This window comes from Streptomyces caelestis (assembly GCF_001279005.1).
Taxonomy (GTDB): Bacteria; Actinomycetota; Actinomycetes; order Streptomycetales; family Streptomycetaceae; genus Streptomyces; species Streptomyces heliomycini.
This window is the reverse complement of sequence record NZ_LGCN01000177.1, coordinates 1-21,559: the sequence shown is the minus strand read 5'-3', so window position 1 is coordinate 21,559 and position 21,559 is coordinate 1. Positions and strand designations below refer to the sequence as shown.

Sequence of the window (21,559 nt, the reverse complement as noted above, 5' to 3'; positions counted from 1 at the left end):
CAGCGGCGAATAAAACAATCAAGCATGATTGCTGGCTTTTCCGCCGGGGCGGCGGCCCGCCACTTGCCCGCAATATTAGCTCGTGCTAATTTTCTGGCTGCGGCCGAACCCTATGAGCTGCGCTTCTTCGAAGACGTGCTGGACTGGATCAAGACGCTCGCCAAGGAGGACCCCGACAGCCACCTCCACGTGATAGCCGCCCTGGAACGGCTCCAGGAAGTGGGCCCGGCGCTTCGGCGACCGACGGTCGGCGCGATCGGGAGGAGCCGTTACCGGAACATGCGGGAGTTACGTCCACGCGGCGGCGGGACGGTGAGCATCCGGATGCTGTTCGTCTTCGACCCCGAGCGGCGGGCGATCTTCCTGGTGGCGGGCAACAAGGCCGCCGGGCGCCGATGGGCGGCCTGGTACCCCCGGGCGATCAAAGAGGCGGACGACAAGTTCACCGCCTACCTTGATGCGCTGGAGCAGGAGAAGAAGGAAGGGCAGGGCAAATGAAGCTTGGCTCCATGGACGACCTGACGGCCGACATCACCCCCGAGAAGCGCGAGCGCATCGACGCCATCAAGGCGGAGATGATCGACGCGGAGCGCGGGCACGAACTGGCCGCCCTCCGCAAGGCTCAAGGCTTCACCCAGGTTCAGGTCGCCAAGGCGATGGGCGTCACCCAGGGCCGGGTCAGTCAGATCGAGCGGGGCACCGCTCGCCTGGACACCTCGACGATGGCGGCGTACCTGCACGCGATCGGTGGCGAGCTGACCATAACGGCCACTGTGGGAAACCTTTCGGTACGGCTGTAAAGCGCGACGAATCACAGCCCGGCGCCGGCCTTCCGCCGCCCCACCTGCGTCCGCACCGCCCCCATGCTCGCCGCGACGACCAGGGCGATGGCGGCGGCCTCCGTGGCGGAGAGGGCCTGGTCGAGGATCAGGAAGCCCGCGGCGGCCGCGAGGGCCGGTTCCAGGCTCATCAGGACGGCGAAGGTGGAGGCGGGCAGGCGGCGCAGGGCGAGGAGTTCGAGGGTGTACGGGAGCACGGAGGACAGCACCGCGACCGCCGCGCCCAGGCCGAGGACGGTCGGGTCGAGGAGCTTCGCACCGGACTCGGCGATGCCCAGCGGCAGGAAGAGGACCGCCGCCACGCCCATCGCGAGGGCGAGTCCGTCCGCCTGCGGGAAACGGCGGCCCGTACGCGCGCTGAAGACGATGTACGCCGCCCACATGGCGCCGGCGCCCAGGGCGAAGACCACACCCAGCGGGTCGAGGCCGCTGAAGCCTCCGCCGCCGAGGAGGAAGACACCGGCCAGGGCAAGCCCGGCCCACACGAGGTTGACCGCGCGCCGTGAGGCCAGGACGGACAGGGCGAGCGGGCCGAGCACCTCCAGCGTGACCGCGGGGCCCAGCGGGATGCGCGCGATGGACTGGTAGAAGAGGCCGTTCATCGCGGCCATGGCGACGCCGAAGGCGATCACCGTGCCCCAGTCGGCGCGCGAGTGCCCGCGCAGCCGGGGCCGGCACAGCACCATCAGCACGATCGCCGCCACCAGCAGCCGCAGCGCGACGACCCCGAGCGCACCGGCCCGCGGCATCAGCGTCACCGCCAGCGCCCCGCCGAACTGCACGGAGATCCCGCCCGCGAGGACCAGCCCCACCGGGCCCAGGGAGCCCCGCCCGCGCGGGCCGCCGGCCGGCAGGTCCGCACCGCCGTGCGGACCTGTTCCTGCGGGGGTGGACGGGGTGGTGGCGCTGGGGGTGGTCACGGGGCCTTCCAGGGACGTCGGAGCGGACACTTGCCGGTATCGAGTGTGCATCGCGATGAACTGTCCAGTCCAGCGCATTGGACTACGTCAGTACCGTGAGGCGTTTACATGCCTGACGATGCGGCCCCCGCCCCGCCCCGGTCAACTCCGTCCGCCACGTGGACCCACCGGGTACCGTTCCCACCGGTGATCACCCGCGTCCGCTCCCACACCGTCCGAGGTCCCGTGCGACGACTCATTGCCCGTCTCTGGCGGCTCCTGCGCCCCGTGCAGAGCCGCATCATGTGGTTGCTGCACACCAAGTACGTGGTGGGCGTGACCGGTGTGGTGCGCGACGACGAGGGACGGGTCCTGCTGCTCCGGCACCGGATGTGGCCGCCGGGCCGCCAGTGGGGCCTGCCGAGCGGCTTCGCCCGCAAGGGCGAGGACTTCCGGGCGACGGTGGTGCGGGAGGTCAAGGAGGAGACGAACCTCGACGTGGAGGTGGGCCGCCTCGTCATGCTGAACAGCGGCCTGCGCACCCGCCTGGAGGTGGCCTACGAGGCCCGCCTGCTCGGCGGCGACATGCGTCTCGACCCCTTCGAGATCCTGGAGGCCCGCTGGTGCCGCCCGGACGACCTCCCGGAGGGCGTCCAGCCGGTGTGCCACCCCCTGGTCCGGGGCGAGACGGCTCCCTGAACGGGCCGGCCCGCGCACCGCGCCGGCCCGCGCACGGGGCGGGGAGATGCTCGCCCCTGCCCGGGGCCTCCTCCCGGACACACCGGCGGATGGGCTCCGCTGTCCCACCGAGTGCCTCACCCGGGCCCGCGCCGATGCGTCGTGGGTGGCGGAGAGCCGAGAACGCGGGCTGCGGCAGCCCGACCGAGCGCGTCGAGGACAGAAGGGCGGCGACCGCTCACGTGTTCTCCAGAGCCGCCGCCAGCACCTCCGCCAGGTGCCGCCCCCGTACTCCCGCGAGCTGCTCCAGCTGCGTCCGGCAGGAGAAACCGTCGGCCAGGACGACCGCCCCCTCCGGGGCCTCCCGTACCGACGGCAGGAGCCGGTCCTCCGCGCAGGCCCTGGAGACCTCGTAGTGGCCCTTCTCGAAGCCGAAGTTGCCCGCCAGGCCGCAGCAGCCGCCCGCGAGGTCGCCGGTGAGGCCGGCCGCCGCGCGGAGCCGGCGGTCGGGGTCCTCGCCCAGGACCGCGTGCTGGTGGCAGTGGGTCTGGCCGGTGACCGGGCGGTCCAGCACGGGCGGGGTCCAGTCCGGGGCGTGCCGTTCCAGGGTCTCCGCGAAGGTCAGGACCCGTGCGGCGAGCCGGGCCGCGCGGGGGTCGTCGTGGAGGAGTTCCGGGGCGTCGGTGCGCAGGGCGGCCGCGCAGCTCGGTTCCAGGACGACCAGGGGGGCGTCGGTGGCCAGGACCGGTTCCAGGAGGTCGAGGGTGCGGCGCAGGACCGTGCGGGCGCGGTCGAGCCGGCCCGTGGAGATGTACGTCAGGCCGCAGCAGACCCGGCCCCTGCGGGCCGTCAGCAGGGACAGCGCGGAGCGGCTGCGGGCGTCGCCCACCGGGCGGCCGGTCAGCCGCAGGGTCGGCGGCAGCACCACCCGCAGGCCCGCCGCCTCCAGCACGCGTACGGCCGCCCGGCCCACCGACGGCGACAGGTGCTCGGTGAAGGTGTCCGGCCAGAGGACCACCGGCTTCCCCTCACCAAGGGGCCCTCCCCGCCCCCGCCACCACCGGGTGAACGTCTCCCCCGCCACCCGGGGGATCTCCCGCTCCCCCGCGATCCCGCCCAGCCGTTTCGCCACGTCCGCGAGCGGCCCCACCGAGGCGAGGGCGTTCACCGCCCCCGCCGACCTCGTCCGCCCCACCCAGCCCAGCCACTCCGGCAGCCGGCCCATCGTGTGGTGCGCGGCGGGGCGGCGGCGGCCCGCGTAGTGGTGGTACAGGAACTCCGCCTTGTACGTGGCCATGTCGACCCCGACCGGGCAGTCCGAGCGGCAGCCCTTGCAGGACAGGCACAGGTCGAGCGCGTCCCGTACCTCCGTGGAGCGCCAGCCGTCGGTCACCAGCTCGCCCGCGAGCATCTCGTGCAGCAGGCGCGCGCGCCCGCGCGTGGAGTGCTGTTCCTCGCCCGTCGCGCGGAACGACGGGCACATCACCGCCGGCCCGGACACGGACGTCGTACGGCACTTGGCGACGCCCACGCAGCGCCGTACCGCCGCCGGGAAGTCGCCGCCGTCGGCGGGGTAGCCGAAGGCGACGTCGACCGGTTCGCGCGGGAGGACGGAGAAGCGGAGGCCGGCGTCCAGGGGTGCGGGGCGGACCAGCATGCCGGGGTTGAGGAGGTCGTCCGGGTCCCAGAGGGCCTTCACGCGCTCGAAGAGGGCGACCGTCTCCGCGCCGTACATGCGCGGCAGCAGCTCCGCGCGGGCCCGGCCGTCGCCGTGCTCGCCGGAGAGCGAGCCACCGTGCGCCACGACCAGGTCGGCCAGCTCCTCCGAGAAGCGCCGGAAGCGGGCGACGCCCGGCGCGGTCAGCAGGTCGAAGTCGATGCGGACGTGGATGCAGCCGTCCCCGAAGTGCCCGTACGGGGTGCCGCGCAGGCCGTGGTCCGCCATGAGGGCCCGGAAGTCGCGCAGGTACGCGCCGAGCCGGGCGGGCGGCACCGCGCAGTCCTCCCAGCCGGGCCAGGCCTCCGTCCCGTCCGGCATGCGCGTCGCCGTGCCGCTCGCGTCCTCCCGGACGCGCCACAGCGCGCGCTGCCGGGCCGGGTCGGTGACCACCAGGGAGTCCAGGACGTCGGCCGCGCGGACGATCGTCTCCGCACCCGCGCGCGCCTCCGCCTCCGTGTCCCCGCCGGTCTCCACGAACAGCCAGGCGCCCCCGCGCGGGAGGTCCGCGCCAAACGGCACGAGGTCCGCCGCCATGCCCTCCACGGTCAGCGGCCGGTACGGCAGCAGCCCCGCCGCCGCCTGGGCCGCCCCGCGCTCGTCCGCGTACGCCAGCACGGCGAGCGCACGCGCGCGCGGCGCCCGTACGAGGTCCACGACCGCCTCCGTGAGCACGGCCAGCGTGCCCTCCGAGCCGCAGAGGGAGCGGGCGACGTCCGCGCCCTTCTCGGGCAGCAGGGCGTCCACCGCGTAGCCGGAGATGCGGCGGGGGAGGTCGGGGAAGCCGGTGCGCAGGCGGGCCAGTTCGCCGTCCACCAGGTCCCGCAGTCCCGCCGGGGCCCCGGCCCCGCCCCGGCCGGGGCGCAGGCGCTCCCCGCCCGGGGTGACGACCGCCAGTTCGCGCACGCTGTCGGCCGTCGTGCCCCAGGCCACCGAGTGGGAGCCGCAGGAGTTGTTGCCGATCATGCCGCCGAGGGTGCAGCGGCTGTGGGTGGAGGGGTCCGGGCCGAAGCGCAGGCCGTGCGGGGCGGCGGCCTCCTGGAGGCGGTCGAGGACGAGGCCCGGCTGGACGACGGCCGTGCGGGCCTGCGGGTCGAGGGACAGCAGACGGTTCATGTGGCGGGTGAAGTCGAGCACCACCCCGGTGCCGGTCGCCTGCCCCGCGATCGAGGTGCCGCCGCCGCGCGGCACCACGGGGACGCCGTACGCCCGGCAGACCGACAGCGCCGCCGCCACGTCGTCGGCGTCCCGCGGGGCCACCACGCCGAGCGGTACCCGGCGGTAGTTGGAGGCGTCCATCGTGGTCAGCGCCCGTGCGGTCGCGGTGAAGTCGACCTCGCCGCGTACGGCCGCCCGCAGCCCGGCCGACAGTTCCCGGTGATCCGTCATGTCCTCAGGATGCCCCCGCCGAGGCCGAACGCGGGCGGCGGCGCCCCGCGCCCCGCGGTGCCGCGGAAGGCCCCGACGAACGCCAGGGATGGGGCGATTGACGAAAACGGAAGCGGAATCTTCCCAAGTCGCACACGAACTCTCATATAGTGACCGCGAGTTGCGCGCAGTTGTCGGACTCGTTCGAAAGCGACCCCGAAACCGGGTCCGGCGCTCCCGCGAAACCACCCGAGGACCGCGCAGACACGACGGTGTACGCCCGCGGACCGCCCGAGGACCCGACCGAGGACCGACCGAGGACCCTGATTGATGACCTCTCCCCTGCTCCCCGGCGACCGCCCCGCCCCCCGCAGCCTGCTGCCCGTCCCGCTGCTCACCGCGGCGCTCGCCGCGGTCGCGGTCGTCGCCGCCGCCTTCCTCGTGCCGGACTCGGCGGTCACCGCCGTCGTGGTGACCGGGGCGGTCGCCGCCGTGCTGCTGTGCGCGGCCGCCACGGTGGCCGCGTACGCCGTCCTGTCGGCGCGGGCCGCCCGGACCCGGCTGGACGCCGTCACCCAGGACGTCGGCCAGCTGCTCCAGGAACGCGCCCGGCTGGCGGAGGAGTCCCGTCGCCAGCACGAGCGGCTGACCGGCGAACTCACCCGCGAGCGGGCCCGGTTGTCCGCCGAGCTGGACCAGGAGCGCAACCACCTCGCCGAGGCCCTGGCCGCCGAGCGCGACCGCCTCGCCGGGCAGCACGCCGCCGACACCGCCCGCCTGGCGCGGGAGCACGCCGACGAGCGGGCCCGGCTCACGGACGACCACACCGCCGCGCTGAAGCGGCTCGCCGAGGAGCACGCCGGGAAACTGCGCCTCATCACCGAGGAGCACGGCGCCCACACCGCCCGGTCGGCCCGCGACCACGCGGAGGAGCGCGACCGGCTGACCGCGGAGCTGGACCGGCTCGGTGCGGACCGGGACCGGCTCACCGCGGAGAACGCGCGGCTGACCGCCCGGCTGCGCGCGGCCGACGGCGCCCGGGCCGCCGCGCTGTCCGCGACCGCCAACGCGGCCGGACGCATGCAGGCCCTGGCCACCGGCATGCTCGCCGACCTGCGCGCGATGGAGGAGAAGCACCACGACGAGGAGGTCCTCGCCGACCTGCTCCACCTCGACCACCGCACCGCGCAGGCGGGCAGGCTCGCCGACTCCGTCGCCGTCCTCACCGGCGCCCGCTCCGGCCGCCGCTGGGCCCGGCCCATCTCCATGGAGTCGATCCTGCGCGGCGCCATGGGCCGGATCAGCGGCTACCAGCGGATCAGGGTCCACTCCGCCAGCGACACCGCGGTCGCCGGGCACGCCGCCGAGGGCGTGATGCACGCGCTCGCCGAACTCCTGGACAACGCCGCGAACTTCTCGCCGCCGACCGCCGAGGTCCACGTCTACGTCGAGGAGGTCCCGGCCGGGGTCATCGTCTCCGTCGAGGACAGCGGACTCGTCATGGGCGAGGCGCAGCTGCGCCGCGCCGAGCGCGCGGTCTCCGGCGAGTCCGCCGAACTCGGGGGCCTCACCGGCACCCGGCTCGGTCTCGCCGTGGTCGGCCGGCTCTCCCGGCGGTACGGCCTCCGGGTCTCCTACCGGCCCTCGGCCCGCGGCGGCACGGGCGTCCTGGTGCTCGTCCCGCAGGACATCCTCGTACCGTCGGACGCGAACCCCACGGCCCCGGTGACGGCCGGCGGCGCCACCGCGCCGGCGTCCCGCCCCACCGCGGCGGCCGACACCCCGTCCGTCCCCGCGACCCCCGCCGCACTCACCGGGACGCCCGCCCCCGGGGCCCCGGCGGAGAAGGCGGCCGGCGTCCTCCCCCACCGCCGCGCGGCCACCGCCCCCGACCGGCCGGAACCGGAGACCAGCCACGTCACCGCGCACGACGGCGACGGCGCGACCGGGAACGGCGCCGGCGACGGCGCCCGCACCGCCCCGGCGGACCGGCCGGCGCCCTCCGGGGGCGCCCGCCCCGCCCCCTCCTACGCGGCCTCCCGCGCCGGCGCCGACCTCGACCCCGACCCGGTGCCGGCCCACGGGTCCCCGGACCGGAACGCCGACGCCCCGCCCCTCGTGCTGCCCCGCCGCAGCCGGGGCCGCACCCTCGCCGAGGCCGAGCGCACCCGTCCGGGCAACCGCGGCGCCGTGCACCGGCCCGCCCCCACCGCCGAGGAGACCAAGGCGCGCACCGCCCGCTTCAGCAGCTTCCGCCAGGCCGTCCGGCCTCCCACCCCGGACGACACGGCCGACCCGGACACCGGCGCCACCGCCGGCCCAACCCCCGAAGCACAGCCCACCCCCGCGAACCCGGAAGGCGACACCACCTCATGACCGGCACGACGACCGCCGACGAGAAGCTCACCTGGCTGCTAGAGGGCCTGCTGGAGCGCACGCCGGGCGCACGGCACGCGCTCGTGCTCTCCCGTGACGGCCTGAAACTGTGCCGCACCCCGGAGCTGTCCGCCGACCAGGCCGACCAGCTCGCCGCGATCGCCGCCGGCATCCAGTCGCTGTCGCACGGCGCCTCCGTCGAGTTCGGCGACGGCAGCGGCGGCGTGCGCTCGGCGATGACCGAGTTCTACGGCGGCGTGCTGTTCATCGTGGAGGCCGGCGAGGGCGCGCACCTGGCCGTCGTCACCACCGAGGACGCGGACGCCGGGCTCATCGGGCACAACATGAGCGAGCTCGTGGAGCAGCTCGGCGAGCACCTGACCGCGCAGCCGCGCACCTCATGAGCAGGCCCGGCAGGGACGACTCCCCGGACCGGCTCTACACCCTCACCGGAGGGCGCAGCCGGTCCGGTCCCGACAACCCCTTCGACCTGGTGACCCTGGTCGTCGCCGAGTGCGACCCGGTGCCCGGCATGCAGTCCGAGCACGCGGCGATCCTGCGGCTGACCGAACGCCCCACGGCGGTCGTGGAGATCGCGGCCGAGCTGAAGCTGCCCGTCAGCATCACCCGGATCCTGCTCTCCGACCTGCAGGCGGCGGGCCGGGTCAGCGCCCGTCACCCCCGCAAGGCCGCCGTACCCGACCCCGACATCCTGGAGCAGGTGCTCGTTGGACTCCGCAACCTCTGAGACGCGCACGCCACTGGGCGCGTCGGCCGACAACGGCCTGAAGATCGTGGTCGTGGGCGGCTTCGGCGCCGGCAAGACCACGATGGTCCGTTCGGTCAGCGAGATCCGTCCCCTCAACACCGAGGAGACGATGACCCAGGCCGGGGAGGCCGTCGACGACCTCAGCGGGGTGCGCGGCAAGACCGCGACCACCGTCGCCTTCGACTTCGGCCGCATCACCCTCGACGCGCACAACGTGCTGTACCTGTTCGGCGCGCCCGGCCAGGAACGCTTCTGGTTCCTGTGGGACCGGCTGTTCTCCGGCACGCTCGGCGCGGTCGTGCTGGTCGACACCCGGCGTATCGACGACTCCTGGTACGCCATCGACCGGCTGGAGAAGCACGGCACGCCGTTCATCGTGGCCTGCAACGACTTCGGCGGGCCCACCTTCACCCCCCAGCAGATCCGCGAGGCCCTCGACCTCGACCCGCACGTGCCGCTGGTGAACTGCGACGCGCGGTCCCGGGAGTCCAGCAAGATCGTGCTGATCACGCTGGTGGAGCACATCCAGGCCCTGTACGCCGACCCGGCCCGAGCCCCCCGTCAGGAGCTGGTGTGAGTCCCGCCTCCCTTCCCAACGCCGTCCGCTTCCAGGGGTCCCTGCTCCAGGACGACCCGGCCCGCGTGTACCGGGAGATGCGGCGCGAGCACGGCAGCGTCGTCCCGGTGGTGCTGGACGGGGACGCGCCGGCGTGGCTGGTGCTCGGCTACCGCGAGCTGCACCAGGTCACCGGCGACCCGGGGCTGTTCAGCCGCGACTCCGAGCTGTGGAACCAGTGGGAGAACATCCCCGACGACTGGCCGCTGCTGCCGATGATCGGCCACAGGCAGCCGTCGATCCTCTACACCGTCGGCGAGCGGCACCGCGAGCGGGCCGCGATGCTGGGGAACGCGCTGGAGGCGGTCGACCCGTTCGAACTGCGCGGCTACGCCGAGAAGTTCGCGGACGAGCTGATCGACGGCATCTGCCCCAGGGGCACCGCCGACCTGATCGGCGAGTTCGCGATGCTGCTGCCGGTGCGGGTGCTGGCCCGGCTCTTCGGCTTCTCCGACGAGGAGGGCCCGGCCCTGGTGACCGCCCTCAACGACATGATCGACGGGCGGGAGCGGGCCCTCGCGGGCCAGAGCCACCTGTTCACGTCGATGACGGAGCTGGTGGCCGCCCGCAAGGACGCGCCCGCCGAGGACGTCGCGTCCCGGATGCTCGCCGACCCCTCCGGCTTCACCGAGGAGGAGATCCTCCAGGACCTGATGGTGATGCTGGCGGCCGGGCACCAGCCGACCGCCGACTGGATCGGCAACTCCCTGCACCTGATGCTCACCGACGCCCGGTTCGCCGCCTCCCTGTTCGGGGGCCGCAACAGCGTCGCCGAGGCGATGAACGAGGTGCTGTGGGAGGACACCCCGAGCCAGAACGTGGCCGCCCGCTGGGCGTCCCGCGACACCCAGCTCGGCGGCCGCCGGATCCGCGCCGGCGACATGGTGCTGCTCGGGCTGCAGGGCGCCAACGCCGACCCGCAGGTGCGCACCGACGGCTCGGCGCTGACCGGCGGCAACGGCGCCCACTTCTCCTTCGGCCACGGGGAGCACCGCTGCCCGTTCCCGGCGCAGGAGATCGCCGAGGTGATCGCCCGGACCGGCATCGAGGTCGTACTGGACCGGCTGCCGGACATCGACCTCGCGGTGCCGGCCGCGCGGTTGACCCGTCGCCCGTCGCCGTGGCTGCGCGGACTGTCCGAACTCCCGGTCACGTTCACACCCACTCCCGCCCTTGGAGGCTCGCCCGCATGACGGCTGGTACGGACACCATGACGACGGGGACCGAACAGACCCGCATCCCCCTCGACCCCTTCGTCTCCGACCTGGACGGGGAGAGCGCCGCGCTGCGGGCGGCCGGGCCGCTGGCCGCCGTGACGCTGCCGGGTGACGTGCCGGTGTGGGCGGTCACCCACCACGCCGAGGCGAAGAAGCTGCTCACCGACCCGCGCCTGGTGAAGGACATCAACGTCTGGACCGCCTGGCAGCGCGGCGAGATCGCCCCCGACTGGCCGCTGATCGGGCTGGCCAATCCGCCCCGCTCCATGCTCACCGTGGACGGCGCCGACCACCGCCGGCTGCGCACGCTGGTCGCGCAGGCGCTCACCCCGCGCCGGGTGGAGCGGATGCGGGAGCGGATCACGGAGCTGACCGAGGGCCTGCTGGACCAGGTGGCCGCGCAGCCCGGCGACACGGTCGACCTGAAGGCGGCGTTCGCCTACCCGCTGCCGATGTACGTCGTCGCCGACCTGATGGGGCTGGCTCAGGAGCGGCTGCCGCGGCTGAAGGAGCTCTTCGAGAAGTTCTTCTCCACGCAGACCCCGCCGGACGAGGTCATCGCGACGCTGACCGAGCTGGCCCGGATCATGACCGAGACGGTCGCGCACAAGCGCGAGCACCCGGGCGACGACCTGACCTCCGCGCTGATCCAGGCGTCGGAGGACGGCGACCGCCTCACCGACGAGGAGATCGTCGCCACGCTCCAGCTGATGGTGGCGGCCGGCCACGAGACGACGATCTCCCTCATCGTCAACGCGGTGGTCAACCTGTCCCTCCACCCCGAGCAGCGGGAGCTGGTGCTGTCCGGCGAGGCGGACTGGTCGGCGGTGGTCGAGGAGACCCTGCGGTACGCCACGCCGACGTCCCACGTGCTGATCCGGTTCGCGACCGAGGACGTGCCGGTGGGCGACAAGGTCCTGCCGGCCGGTGACGCGCTGATCGTGTCGTACGCCGCGATCGGCCGCGACGAGCGGGCGCACGGTCCGACGGCCGGCGTCTTCGACATCACCCGCGAGAGTGCCAACCGGCACATCTCCTTCGGCCACGGTCCGCACGTCTGCCCCGGCGCGGCCCTGTCCCGGCTGGAGGCGGGCGTGGCCCTCCCGGCCCTGTACGCCCGCTTCCCGGAGCTGGACCTGGCGGTCCCGGCGAGCGAGCTGCGCAACAAGCCGGTGGTCACCCAGAACGACCTGTTCGAGCTTCCGGTGAAGCTGGGCGGGTGAGCGACGCGGGTGGCGGGCGGGCCTCCCCCCGGTCCGTCCGCCGCCCGTCTCGATTCCGTCCCCCGCCCGTCTCAGCGGACGGACGACGTTTCGCCCGGGTTTCCCGCAACCGCTAGGCTCCGCTCGTGGCTGAGATCCGGATTCCTGCTGACATCAAGCCCGCCGACGGTCGTTTCGGTGCGGGTCCCTCCAAGGTGCGGACGGAGGCGCTGGACGCCCTGGCCGCGACCGGCACATCCCTGCTCGGCACCTCCCACCGCCAGGCCCCGGTGAAGAACCTGGTCGGCTCGGTACGCGAGGGCGTCCGCGAGCTGTTCCGGCTCCCCGACGGCTACGAGGTGATCCTCGGCAACGGCGGCTCCACCGCCTTCTGGGACATCGCGACCCACGGCCTGATCGAGAACAAGTCGCAGCACCTCACCTTCGGCGAGTTCAGCTCCAAGTTCGCCAAGGCCGCGGGGCTCGCCCCGTGGCTGGCCGAGCCCACCGTCGTCTCCGCCGACCCGGGCACGCACCCCGAGGCGGTCGCCGAGGCCGGCGTGGACGTCTACGCCTTCACCCACAACGAGACCTCCACCGGCGTCGCCATGCCGATCAGGCGCGTGGCCGGCGCCGACGAGGGCTCCCTGGTCCTGGTGGACGCCACCTCCGGCGCGGGCGGCCTCCCGGTCGACATCGCCGAGACGGACGTCTACTACTTCGCCCCGCAGAAGTCCTTCGCCTCCGACGGCGGCCTGTGGATCGGCGTGTTCTCCCCCGCCGCGATCGAGCGCGCCGAGCGGATCCACGGCTCCGGCCGTCACGTCCCGGAGTTCTTCTCCCTGCCCACGGCGATCGACAACTCCCGCAAGAACCAGACCTACAACACCCCGGCGCTGGCCACCCTGTTCCTGCTGAACGAGCAGCTGAAGTGGCTCAACGGCCAGGGCGGCCTGGACTGGGCCACGGCCCGCACCAAGGACTCCTCGACCCGCCTGTACACCTGGGCGGACGAGTCCAAGCACGCCACCCCGTTCGTCACCGACCCGGCCAAGCGCTCCCAGGTCATCGGCACGATCGACTTCACCGACGAGATCGACGCCGCCGCCGTCGCCAAGGTCCTGCGGGCCAACGGCATCGTCGACACCGAGCCCTACCGCAAGCTCGGCCGCAACCAGCTCCGCGTCGCGATGTTCCCGGCGATCGACCCGGCGGACGTCGAGGCCCTGACGAAGTGCGTCGACTACGTCATCGAGCAGCTGTAGCCGTACCCGTACGACACCGAGGGGCGCCCGGCGGATCATCGCCGGGCGCCCCTCGCGCATCCGTACGCTCTACTCCTCGACGAACAGCTCCTCGGCACGCTCCGCGCTCAGGGAGCGGTCGAGCCAGGTCCCCAGCACGTCGAGATCGGTGCAGCCGGTGATCCGCTCCCGGACGGAGTCGGAGATCTCGATGCCCCGCACATCGAGAATGTGCAGAACGTCCTCGGCCTTGCCCTCGGCCTTGCCCTCCTCCTTGCCCTCGGCCTTGCCTTCTGCCTTGCCCTCCTCCTTGCCCTTGGCGCGGCCTTCGAGCCAGGACTCCTCGACGATCGTGTTGCTGCCCGGAAAGTTCGGGGTGTAAGTGGCCATCAGATGCCTCCAGTACTCACGGCCCGGGCCCTCGCCCAGGCCGATTTCGACGATCTCCGCCCAGTCCACGCGGTCCACGTCCCCACCCTCGCCCGTCTCGGTGTCGCCCTCGGACCGGGACTTGTCGGCGTTGTCCGCCACTCCTGACGCCAGCGCGTCCAGTATCACAGTCAGCGCCGGATCCTTGGCGTAGGCGAGCGCGGAGAAGACGGCGACTCCGAGGTCCCGGGCCGCCTCGTCCGCCTCGGTGATCACGGGGAGGATTCCAGGCCCCAGGACCAGCGGGAAGACGACCATGCTCGTGTGGAACCCGCGACCGACACGGATCGGCTCCGCCGCCCACGCGGCGGTCGCCTTGTCCTTGCACACCACCAGGAGGAACGGCGGCAACCGGTACTTGGCATACAGGTGGGCCAGGTAGTACGTCCAGCTGTTGTGCTTGTCCGGTTCCGGCTTGCCCTGCGCCTCGACGGCGAGCACGAAGCCGCCCTCCTCACCGGCCACACGTACCCGGAACACACTGTCCACCCGGCGCTCAAGCGGTCTGATCTCGGTGAGATCCGTGTCCAGGGGTTCGATCGCGGTGTGCTCCGGGAAACGGATGCCCGCCCGCGGCAGAAGCCGGGCGAACAGCCCCGGATCCACCCGGAAGATCCGGTGCAACGCCTCATGCGGTGAACTGACCATGCGACGGAACATAAGGGGGCGGCCGTCCCGTCTGCCGCAGTACGGGGGCGGATTCAATCGGTCGAGTGAATATTCCGGAGGACTATGACACCGCCAGACCTTGATACCTCCGCCGAGGTGACTCCTCACCCGCTGGGCGTCCGTGCCGAAGAGCGCGGGCGGCCGTCTGGTCGACGGTGAAGGTGCGCACGGTAGGCATCCGCGAGCGCGTCGAACTTCTTGCGCTGCTCGCTCTGTAGGTCACGGGCATCCGCGCTCCTGGGGTCGAGGAGATGACCAAGCGGATTGGGGTGACGCCGGAATCCGATGCTCTCCCACAGTGCCACGATCTTCTCGTCGGCCCGTGTCCACTGCTCCTGTGTCAGCGGAACCCGGCCCTCGGGGTATGCGCCGACCGTCGTCCCAACGGCGGCGGCGCCCCGCCCGGCCGGGGGCCGGTTCAGCCCCGGCGGCGGCGCCGGACCAGTCCGAACAGGACCGCGACGACGACGGCCGCCGCGACGACCTTGACGGTGTTCCCGTTCCCGCTCCCGTCACCGGCGGCGCTCTCCCCGCCCTCCGTCCGGGCGCCCTTCCCGCCGCCGTCCCCGCTGTCCCCGCCCGGGGCCTCCCGGGCCTCGACCGGGCTCTGGCCGCCCTCGCTGCCGTACAGGAGCCGGGACCCGTCGGCGGAGTAGGTGACGGACTCCCCCTGCCCCTGGAGCGGCACGCTCAGCCGCCCCTCGCGCTTCGGCCTCCCGCCGTTCCAGGAGTAGTGGATGCCGCCGAAGTAGCCGCGCACGGCGAGCCGTTCGCCGTCGGGGGAGAGCGCGGCGTCGGTGGCCCACAGGTCGACGGGGGCGACCGGCTCGAAGACGTTGTCCCCGGACGGCGAGAGCTTCTCGGGCCCCTCGTACAGGTGCCCGCCCTCCTCCTTCTTGTCGATGATGTAGACCCGCCCGGTCTTCGGGTGCACGACCATCGACTCGGCGTCCCGGGCCCCGTCGGAGTACTTCACGACGTACTGCGTGGCCCGCACGGTCGCGTCCTCGAGCTTCTTCGGCTCGGGGAGTTCGTAGATCCAGACGTACGGCCACGTGCCGCCGAGGTTGTCGCCCAGGTCGCCGACGAAGATCCTGTTGCCGGGGCCGACGGAGATCGCCTCGACGTCCCGCGGGGTGCCGACGCCGGTGAGGGTGAGGCGGGCGACGGTCTCGCCGGTCGCGCCGTCGACGGCGTAGAGGTAGGGGCCGTCGTCGCTGTCGTTGTGGGTCCAGTAGACGCCGGGGTGGAGGCGGGAGGCGGCGAGTCCGCTGGACTCGGTGATGCGCGGGTCCTTGAGGGTGAAGCCCTCGTCGCCGTCGGCTGCGGAGGCGGCGGGCACGGTGAGCGCGCCCGTGAGGAGGGTCGCGGCGAGCAGGGCGAAGGGTCGGCGCATGTGCCAAGAGTGCCATCAATCAACGCACTTCACGGGTGGTGTCCGGACTCACATCGCGGCGGTCGGGCCGATCGTCCATGATGATCGGGTGCTCAGGTTCATGCCCGTAGGCGACTCGATGACGATCGGGAGCGCGGGTGAGCACACCTGGCGCTACCGGCTGTGGCAGCACCTGTGCACGGCGTACGACGGCCCCTTCACGCTGGTCGGCCCGCGCGAGACGCTCCACGACCCGATATCGGACGCCCCCACGTCGCACGCGTACGCCGACCCCGGCTTCCCCCGCGCCCACCTGGCCGGCTGGGGCGAGGGCTGGCACCACATGGCCCCGCTGATCGGCGAGGCCGTGCGCTCCTGCCGCGCGGACGTGCTGCTGGTGTCGCTGGGCCTGATCGACCTGGGCTTCTACACCAACGCCGAGCAGACGGCGGACAACGTCCGCGCCTTCGTGACCGCGGCGCGGGAGGCCTGCTCGCGCGTCCGCGTGGCCGTCATGCCGGTGATCCGCAACATCCGGGTGGAGTCGGACCCGGCCTTCGCCGACCAGGTCGCCCGCTTCAACGAACTCCTGGCGAAGACCGTCGCCGACCTGGACGAGGCGGGCTCGCCGCTGCTGCTGGTCCCGCCGCCGGCGTCGTACGACTTCCACACGGACACGTACGACGGCACGCACCCCAACGAGAGCGGCGAGCACAAGATCGCGGGGGCCTTCGCGGAGGCGATGTGGCGGGGGTGGGGGCTGGGCGGGCCGTACGGGGCGGCGTAGCGGCCCCGGGGCGTCCGGCATATGCGCCCGGGCCCGTGTCCCGCTCACCGTGCGTATCGTTGTACCGCGCGGCCGCACTCGTCCGTGGGCGGCCGGGGAGGAGTGCCACGATGACCGTCCTCGACGACAGGATCGCGATGGCCGAGAGCGACAACACGCGCCAGCTCGACGAGATGTTCGAGCGGCTCGAGAAGATGCCCGTCCCCGAGGGATACAAGGTCGAAATCGTCGGGGGCAACGTCTACATGACACCGCAACGTGACACCCACTGGGGGATCATCCGCCGGATCGTACGAGCCGTCGAGGACAGGTTCGGGATGGATGTGCTGGTGTTCTCGGACGTCCGCATCGACTTCCCCGGCCACGAGAACGGTCTCTGCCCGGACGTCGCCGTACTCCGCACCTCCGCCGAGAAGGACGACGAGGGCCGTTGGCGCTACGAGGATGTCGAGTTCGTCTTCGAGGTCATCTCCGAGGGCACGGCCGCCAACGACTACGGTCCGAAGAAGGCCGCCTACGCGACCGCAGAGGTCCCCCTCTACGTCATCGCCGACCCCTACCAGGGCCGCTGCCACGTCTACACCGACCCCAAGAACGGCGACTACGTCACCAGGACGCGGGTGGACTTCGGCGACGACATCGATCTGACCGGCACCGTGGCCGACCTGACCGTGAGCACCGACGGCTTCCCCCGGGACCGGCCCCCTCTTGCATAGAGCGCACTCCAAGTCGTTGGCTTGATGATTATGAAGTACACGCAGCTCGGACGCACGGGACTCAAGGTCAGCCGGCTCGTCCTCGGGACGATGAACTTCGGTCCGCAGACCGACGAGGCCGACAGCCACGCCATCATGGACGCCGCGCTGGACGCGGGTCTGAATTTCTTCGACACCGCCAACGTGTACGGCTGGGGTGAGAACAAGGGCCGTACCGAGAGCATCATCGGCAGTTGGTTCGCGAAGGGCGGCGACCGCCGCGACAAGGTGGTCCTCGCGACCAAGGTCTACGGGAACATGGGCGCCGACGACGAGGCGTGGCCCAACCACGACAAGCTGTCGGCGGTGAACATCCGGCGGGCCGTCGACGCCTCGCTGAAGCGGCTGGGGACCGACTACATCGACGTCTACCAGTTCCACCACGTCGACCGGAACACGCCGTTCGAGGAGATCTGGCAGGCGATCGACGTCCTGGTCCAGCAGGGCAAGATCCTCTACGTCGGTTCCTCGAACTTCCCCGGCTACAAGATCGCCCAGGCCAACGAGATCGCCGCCCGGCGCGGCGGCACCATCGGCCTGGTCAGCGAGCAGTGCCTCTACAACCTCGCCGAGCGCCGCGCCGAGATGGAGGTCATCCCGGCCGCGCAGGAGTACGGCCTCGGGGTCATCCCGTGGTCGCCGCTGCACGGCGGTCTGCTGGGCGGCGTGCTCAAGAAGGAGGCCACCCAGGGGCGCCGGGCGAGCGGCCGCGCTGCCGACGCGCTCAAGGACGCCAAGGCACGCGAGCAGATCCAGGCGTACGAGGACCTGCTCGACAAGCACGGGGTCGAGCCCGGCGAGGCGGCGCTGGCCTGGCTGCTCACCCGGCCCGGCGTGACCGGCCCGATCGTCGGACCGCGCACGGCCGAGCAGCTCGACTCCGCGCTGCGGGCGGTCGAGCTGGAGCTGAGCGAGGAGCTGCTGACCTCGCTGGACGAGATCTTCCCGGGTCCGGGGCCGTCGCCGGAGGCCTTCGCCTGGTAGCGGCGCGTACGGCGACCGGCGGCGGCGCTACCTGCCCAGCGCCGCCGCCAGCGCCACCACGACGAACATCAGCACGAGCGCACCGGCCATGATCCGGTTACGGGTCTTCGGGTCCACGCCTTCGAGCCTAACCGGCCGCGCCCAGTGACCGGCGGGCGACCGCCTCGTAGCGGGGCTGTTCGCCCGGCACCCCGGACGTCGGCAGGTGGCTGCGCACCAGCACCAGCTCGTCCACGGTCCAGGGCCGGCCGCGGAACGCGCGCAGGGACTCGACGTACGGCCGTACGTCGACGGCGTCCCGGCTGCGGGCCACCGTCAGGTGGGCCTTGTAGTGCCGGTGCTCGTCCATGGCCAGGCCCGCCTTGCGCGCCGCGGCCCCGGCCCGCTCGGCCAGCAGCCGCATGGCGCCCAGGTCTCCTTCCGCCCCGGCCCACAGCACCCGGCCGTGCCCGAACTGACCGCCGCCGGCGAGGGCGATCCGGAACGGCTCGGTCCGGGCCGCGGCCCGCCCCAGCCGCGCGGTCAGCTCCGGCACGAGCCCGTCGTCGACCTCGCCGTAGAAGGCGAGCGTGAAGTGCCAGTCGGCGACTCCGTCGGGGGACCCCCCGGCCCGCCCGGTCCACCGCATCCCGTCCGCCCCGGGCAGCCTCCGCAACGCCGCCACCTCGGCGGCGAGCTCCTGGAGCACGTCCTCGGGGGGCAGCACGGCGGCGAAGAGTCTCATACGTCCAGTCTCACAGGAGAACGTACGTACGCTCAGCCGTGTCCCGGTCGCCGTGCGTATCGTTGTACCGCGCGGCTGTGCGCATCGAGCGACAGCCGGGGAGGAGCGCCACGATGACCGTCCTCGAAGACAGGATCGAGATGGCCGAGAGCGGCGACGAGCTCACGCTCGACATGATGTTCGAGTGGCTGGAGAAGATGCCCATCCCCGAGGGTTACAAGACCGAGATCGTCGGGGGGAACATCTTCATGACGCCGCAGCGGGACACCCACTGGGACATCATCGCGGACATCTACGATCAGCTGCGCGTGAAGTACCCGCGCAAGCGTGTCAAATCCGACGTCCGCATCGACTACCCGGGACACCTCAACGGCTTCGCCTCCGACGTGACGCTGCTGGCCGAGGGCGCGACCAGGAACGGCAAGGGACAGTGGCGCTGCGAGGACGTCGAGTTCATCGCCGAGGTGATTTCCCGGAAGACCGCCGGCAACGACTACGGGCCGAAGAAGGACACGTACGCCGCCGCCGGTGTGCCGGTATATCTGATCGTCGATCCGTACACCGGTGAGTGGCACCTGCACACGTTGCCGAAGGACGGGAAGTACCACGGCAACGCGCGCTTCGACTTCGGCGTCGAGATCGACCTGGTGAAAACGGTCGTCGGTCTCGTCCTCAAGACCGACGAGTTCCCGCGCGGCTGACCGCGTCCCGCGGTCCGGCGGTCACACCGCCGGGGCCAGTGCCTCCTGACGCTCGCGGGGTACGAAGCGGACGCTGGGGTGGCCGCGGTGCCAGGCCACCGACAGGCGCAGTCCGCCGACCCTGGCCAGGATCAGGCCGATGACGGACGCCGCGGCCACCGCGACCGCGCCGCCGGCCGCGAAGCCGACGCGGGCGCCGTAGGTGTCGGTGATCCAGCCGACGATCGGGGCGCCGACCGGGGCGCCGCCGAGGAACACCATCATGTAGAGGGCCATGACACGGCCCCGCATGACGGGGTCGGTGGCCATCTGGAGGCTGGTGTTGGTGGTGACGTTGACCGTCATCGAGAACAGGCCCAGCGGGACCATGATCAGGGCGAACATCCACAGCCGCGGCGACGCGGCGGCCAGGATCTCCAGCGTGCCGAACGCGATCGCGGCCAGGATCAGCAGCCGCAGCCGGGCCGTGCCGCGCCGGGCGGCGAGCAGGGCGCCGGAGACCGAGCCGACCGCCATCAGGGTGTTGAACATGCTGTAGACGCCCGCGCCCCCGTGGAAGACGTCGTCGGCGAAGGCCGAGAGGTAGACGGGGAAGTTGAAGGCGAAGGTGCCGATGAAGCCGACCAGGACGATCGGCCAGATCAGCTCCGGGCGTCCGGTGACGTAGCGCACGCCCTCCCGCAGCTGGCCCTTGCCGCGCGGGGCGCGCTCGACGGGGTGCAGTTCGCGGGCGCGCATCATCATCAGGCCGGCCAGCGGCGCGATGAAGGACAGGCCGTTGAGGAGGAACGCCCAGCCGGTGCCGACGCCGGTGATCAGCAGCCCCGCGACGGCGGGGCCGACCAGGCGGGCGGACTGGAAGTTCGCGGAGTTCAGGCTGACCGCGTTCTGCAGCTGGCCGGGGCCGACGAGTTCGGAGACGAAGGACTGGCGGGCCGGGTTGTCGACGACGGTCGCGAGACCGAGGGCGAAGGCGGCGACGTAGATGTGCCAGACCTCGACCCGTCCCGTCAGGGTGAGGACGGCGAGCGCGAGGGAGGTGAGGGCCATCGCGGTCTGCGTGACGAGCAGCGTGGGGCGCTTGCGCAGACGGTCGACGAGGACGCCGCCGTACAGGCCGAACAGCAGCATCGGCAGGAACTGCAGGGCCGTGGTGATGCCGACGGCGGCCGAGGAGCCGGTGAGGCTGAGCACCAGCCAGTCCTGGGCGATGCGCTGCATCCAGGTGCCGATGTTGGAGACGACCTGGCCGGCGAAGAACAGGCGGTAGTTCCTGATCCGCAGCGAGGAGAACATCGAGTTCTTGCGGGCGGGGGTGTCGGGGGCGGCCAGGGTGTCGCGGTGGTCAGGTGCGGGGGCGGAAGCTGCTCCGGATCCCGTACTCAAAAGGGTTCGCCTCCTACTTGCTGCTGTGCGGTGTGCTCAGACGTGCGCCAGTTTCTCCAGCACGGGGGCGGCGGCGCGCAGTTTCGCCCACTCGTCGTCGTCCAGTTCCCCGACCAGTGAGGCGAGGAACGCGTTCCGCTTGCGGCGGCTCTCCTCGAGCATCGCCTCGGCCCGTTCGGTCTGCGTGACGACCTTCTGACGCCGGTCGTCGGGGTGCGGCTCCAGGCGGACCAGTCCCTTGGCCTCCAGCAGGGCCACGATGCGGGTCATCGACGGCGGCTGGACGTGCTCCTTGCGGGCGAGCTCGCCCGGGGTGGCCCGGCCGCAGCGGGCCAGGGTGCCCAGCACCGACATCTCGGTGGGGCTGAGGGACTCGTCGACGCGCTGGTGCTTGAGCCGACGGGACAGCCGCATCACGGCGGATCGGAGGGCGTTCACGGCGGCTGCGTCGTCGCCATGGCTGAAGTCCGGCATGTTCTTTAGCGTAACTCATTACTCTCGCTAAAGACCACCCGGAGGACGCGTACACGCCCGTGACCCCCGCCACTGTCACGCTCCATCACCCGTACGAGTGATTCCTCCGTGCATCGCGGCACGCCGCACCGTGGTGTGCAGCGACCCTCGTCCGCATGGGGACCGAGGTGTTCAGCCTGCGCATCGACCACGACCTGATCGAACGGCTGCGTGGGCATGCCGCCAGACGCGGCATGAGCGTCCAGGACTATGAGCTTGTCTCACGTGGTGAACTTTGCGAGTTTCTTGTAGCAGGTCAGGACCGCTGCGAGTCCGAGGAAGGCCAGGAAGTGGCTGCCTTTGCGCTCGTA

21 protein-coding genes and 1 pseudogene are annotated in these 21,559 nt (G+C 72.3%); 15 read left to right on the top strand and 7 right to left on the bottom strand.

The window, feature by feature from the left end; all coding sequences use genetic code 11:
* The first annotated feature begins 24 nt into the window (after nt 1–24).
* Complete coding sequence (locus ADK41_RS15515; protein WP_030835327.1) at nt 25–498, top strand: type II toxin-antitoxin system RelE/ParE family toxin; 474 nt, start codon at nt 25–27, stop codon at nt 496–498.
* Nucleotides 495–800 (top strand): helix-turn-helix domain-containing protein, encoded by a 306-nt coding sequence (locus tag ADK41_RS15510; RefSeq protein ID WP_030835324.1) that lies wholly within the window; start codon nt 495–497, stop codon nt 798–800. Before ADK41_RS15515 ends, ADK41_RS15510 begins: the two co-directional genes overlap by 4 nt.
* An 11-nt stretch (nt 801–811) precedes the next feature.
* On the opposite strand, the gene ADK41_RS15505 is transcribed toward ADK41_RS15510, so the two are convergent.
* Entirely contained in the window at nt 812–1,759 is a 948-nt protein-coding gene (locus ADK41_RS15505) for an EamA family transporter (RefSeq protein WP_030835322.1), read from the bottom strand.
* Nucleotides 1,760–1,984: 225 nt separating this feature from the next.
* Between ADK41_RS15505 and ADK41_RS15500 the strand changes: the two genes are divergently transcribed.
* On the top strand, nt 1,985–2,437 hold the full coding sequence (locus tag ADK41_RS15500; RefSeq protein WP_030835319.1) for an NUDIX hydrolase: 453 nt from the start codon (nt 1,985–1,987) through the stop codon (nt 2,435–2,437).
* A 217-nt stretch (nt 2,438–2,654) separates the two neighbouring features.
* Here the strand turns inward: ADK41_RS15500 and ADK41_RS15495 are convergent, their stop codons facing one another.
* Nucleotides 2,655–5,522, bottom strand: a complete 2,868-nt coding sequence (locus tag ADK41_RS15495) for an FAD-binding and (Fe-S)-binding domain-containing protein (protein WP_030835316.1) — start codon at nt 5,520–5,522, stop codon at nt 2,655–2,657.
* A 309-nt stretch (nt 5,523–5,831) separates the two neighbouring features.
* Between ADK41_RS15495 and ADK41_RS15490 the strand changes: the two genes are divergently transcribed.
* The 7 genes from ADK41_RS15490 to serC all read left to right on the top strand — a co-directional run bounded on the left by ADK41_RS15490 (nt 5,832) and on the right by serC (nt 12,946).
* Nucleotides 5,832–7,877 carry an ATP-binding protein gene (locus ADK41_RS15490; protein ID WP_030835313.1) on the top strand — a complete coding sequence of 682 codons (2,046 nt, stop codon included), beginning with the start codon at nt 5,832–5,834 and terminating at the stop codon, nt 7,875–7,877.
* Nucleotides 7,874–8,281, top strand: coding sequence for a roadblock/LC7 domain-containing protein (locus ADK41_RS15485; RefSeq protein WP_030835310.1), 408 nt, complete (start codon nt 7,874–7,876; stop codon nt 8,279–8,281). The genes ADK41_RS15490 and ADK41_RS15485 overlap by 4 nt, the downstream gene beginning before the upstream one ends.
* Entirely contained in the window at nt 8,278–8,625 is a 348-nt protein-coding gene (locus ADK41_RS15480; protein ID WP_030835307.1) for a DUF742 domain-containing protein, read from the top strand. The genes ADK41_RS15485 and ADK41_RS15480 overlap by 4 nt, the downstream gene beginning before the upstream one ends.
* Complete coding sequence (locus ADK41_RS15475; protein ID WP_030835304.1) at nt 8,606–9,223, top strand: GTP-binding protein; 618 nt, start codon at nt 8,606–8,608, stop codon at nt 9,221–9,223. The genes ADK41_RS15480 and ADK41_RS15475 overlap by 20 nt, the downstream gene beginning before the upstream one ends.
* On the top strand, nt 9,220–10,455 hold the full coding sequence (locus ADK41_RS15470) for a cytochrome P450 (RefSeq protein ID WP_030835301.1): 1,236 nt from the start codon (nt 9,220–9,222) through the stop codon (nt 10,453–10,455). Before ADK41_RS15475 ends, ADK41_RS15470 begins: the two co-directional genes overlap by 4 nt.
* On the top strand, nt 10,452–11,702 hold the full coding sequence (locus tag ADK41_RS15465) for a cytochrome P450 family protein (protein ID WP_199821905.1): 1,251 nt from the start codon (nt 10,452–10,454) through the stop codon (nt 11,700–11,702). Before ADK41_RS15470 ends, ADK41_RS15465 begins: the two co-directional genes overlap by 4 nt.
* Before the next feature lie 125 nt (nt 11,703–11,827).
* Nucleotides 11,828–12,946, top strand: a complete 1,119-nt coding sequence (serC, locus tag ADK41_RS15460) for a phosphoserine transaminase (protein ID WP_030835294.1) — start codon at nt 11,828–11,830, stop codon at nt 12,944–12,946.
* 69 nt (nt 12,947–13,015) lie between these two features.
* Here the strand turns inward: serC and ADK41_RS15455 are convergent, their stop codons facing one another.
* Together ADK41_RS15455 and ADK41_RS15450 are read right to left on the bottom strand one after the other, a co-directional pair.
* Nucleotides 13,016–14,002 (bottom strand): hypothetical protein, encoded by a 987-nt coding sequence (locus tag ADK41_RS15455; protein WP_030835291.1) that lies wholly within the window; start codon nt 14,000–14,002, stop codon nt 13,016–13,018.
* A 439-nt stretch (nt 14,003–14,441) separates the two neighbouring features.
* Entirely contained in the window at nt 14,442–15,419 is a 978-nt protein-coding gene (locus ADK41_RS15450; protein ID WP_030835288.1) for a hypothetical protein, read from the bottom strand.
* A gap of 88 nt (nt 15,420–15,507) precedes the next feature.
* Here ADK41_RS15450 and ADK41_RS15445 point away from each other — a divergent pair, with 88 nt between their 5' ends.
* From ADK41_RS15445 to ADK41_RS15435, 3 genes are all read left to right on the top strand, one after another.
* Nucleotides 15,508–16,185, top strand: coding sequence for an SGNH/GDSL hydrolase family protein (locus tag ADK41_RS15445; RefSeq protein ID WP_030835285.1), 678 nt, complete (start codon nt 15,508–15,510; stop codon nt 16,183–16,185).
* Nucleotides 16,186–16,295: 110 nt separating this feature from the next.
* On the top strand, nt 16,296–16,901 hold the full coding sequence (locus ADK41_RS15440) for a Uma2 family endonuclease (protein WP_030835280.1): 606 nt from the start codon (nt 16,296–16,298) through the stop codon (nt 16,899–16,901).
* Between the two features lie 30 nt (nt 16,902–16,931).
* Nucleotides 16,932–17,924, top strand: a complete 993-nt coding sequence (locus ADK41_RS15435; RefSeq protein WP_030835278.1) for an aldo/keto reductase — start codon at nt 16,932–16,934, stop codon at nt 17,922–17,924.
* A 127-nt stretch (nt 17,925–18,051) separates the two neighbouring features.
* Here the strand turns inward: ADK41_RS15435 and thpR are convergent, their stop codons facing one another.
* Entirely contained in the window at nt 18,052–18,648 is a 597-nt protein-coding gene (gene thpR, locus ADK41_RS15430) for an RNA 2',3'-cyclic phosphodiesterase (protein WP_030835275.1), read from the bottom strand.
* A 113-nt stretch (nt 18,649–18,761) separates the two neighbouring features.
* On the opposite strand from thpR, the gene ADK41_RS15425 reads away from it, so the two are divergent.
* Complete coding sequence (locus ADK41_RS15425) at nt 18,762–19,349, top strand: Uma2 family endonuclease (protein ID WP_030835272.1); 588 nt, start codon at nt 18,762–18,764, stop codon at nt 19,347–19,349.
* 21 nt (nt 19,350–19,370) lie between these two features.
* Here ADK41_RS15425 and ADK41_RS15420 read toward each other — a convergent pair whose 3' ends face one another.
* On the bottom strand, nt 19,371–20,735 hold the full coding sequence (locus ADK41_RS15420) for an MFS transporter (RefSeq protein WP_030835269.1): 1,365 nt from the start codon (nt 20,733–20,735) through the stop codon (nt 19,371–19,373).
* Between the two features lie 36 nt (nt 20,736–20,771).
* Entirely contained in the window at nt 20,772–21,209 is a 438-nt protein-coding gene (locus ADK41_RS15415) for a MarR family winged helix-turn-helix transcriptional regulator (protein WP_030835266.1), read from the bottom strand.
* 155 nt (nt 21,210–21,364) lie between these two features.
* On the opposite strand from ADK41_RS15415, the pseudogene ADK41_RS43170 reads away from it, so the two are divergent.
* Nucleotides 21,365–21,559 (top strand): annotated as a pseudogene (locus ADK41_RS43170) (BrnA antitoxin family protein); the annotation flags it as partial.

Excerpts from the sequence above, each read along its gene's own strand:
- ADK41_RS15515 (WP_030835327.1), top strand. The coding sequence starts at position 25 with ATGATTGCTGGCTTTTCCGCCGGGGCGGCGGCCCGCCACTTGCCCGCA.
- ADK41_RS15510 (WP_030835324.1), top strand. The coding sequence starts at position 495 with ATGAAGCTTGGCTCCATGGACGACCTGACGGCCGACATCACCCCCGAG.
- ADK41_RS15495 (WP_030835316.1), bottom strand. The coding sequence starts at position 5,522 with ATGACGGATCACCGGGAACTGTCGGCCGGGCTGCGGGCGGCCGTACGC.
- ADK41_RS15490 (WP_030835313.1), top strand. The coding sequence starts at position 5,832 with ATGACCTCTCCCCTGCTCCCCGGCGACCGCCCCGCCCCCCGCAGCCTG.
- ADK41_RS15485 (WP_030835310.1), top strand. The coding sequence starts at position 7,874 with ATGACCGGCACGACGACCGCCGACGAGAAGCTCACCTGGCTGCTAGAG.
- ADK41_RS15480 (WP_030835307.1), top strand. The coding sequence starts at position 8,278 with ATGAGCAGGCCCGGCAGGGACGACTCCCCGGACCGGCTCTACACCCTC.
- ADK41_RS15465 (WP_199821905.1), top strand. The coding sequence starts at position 10,452 with ATGACGGCTGGTACGGACACCATGACGACGGGGACCGAACAGACCCGC.
- ADK41_RS15455 (WP_030835291.1), bottom strand. The coding sequence starts at position 14,002 with ATGGTCAGTTCACCGCATGAGGCGTTGCACCGGATCTTCCGGGTGGAT.
- ADK41_RS15450 (WP_030835288.1), bottom strand. The coding sequence starts at position 15,419 with ATGCGCCGACCCTTCGCCCTGCTCGCCGCGACCCTCCTCACGGGCGCG.
- ADK41_RS15440 (WP_030835280.1), top strand. The coding sequence starts at position 16,296 with ATGACCGTCCTCGACGACAGGATCGCGATGGCCGAGAGCGACAACACG.
- ADK41_RS15435 (WP_030835278.1), top strand. The coding sequence starts at position 16,932 with ATGAAGTACACGCAGCTCGGACGCACGGGACTCAAGGTCAGCCGGCTC.
- thpR (WP_030835275.1), bottom strand. The coding sequence starts at position 18,648 with ATGAGACTCTTCGCCGCCGTGCTGCCCCCCGAGGACGTGCTCCAGGAG.
- ADK41_RS15425 (WP_030835272.1), top strand. The coding sequence starts at position 18,762 with ATGACCGTCCTCGAAGACAGGATCGAGATGGCCGAGAGCGGCGACGAG.
- ADK41_RS15415 (WP_030835266.1), bottom strand. The coding sequence starts at position 21,209 with ATGCCGGACTTCAGCCATGGCGACGACGCAGCCGCCGTGAACGCCCTC.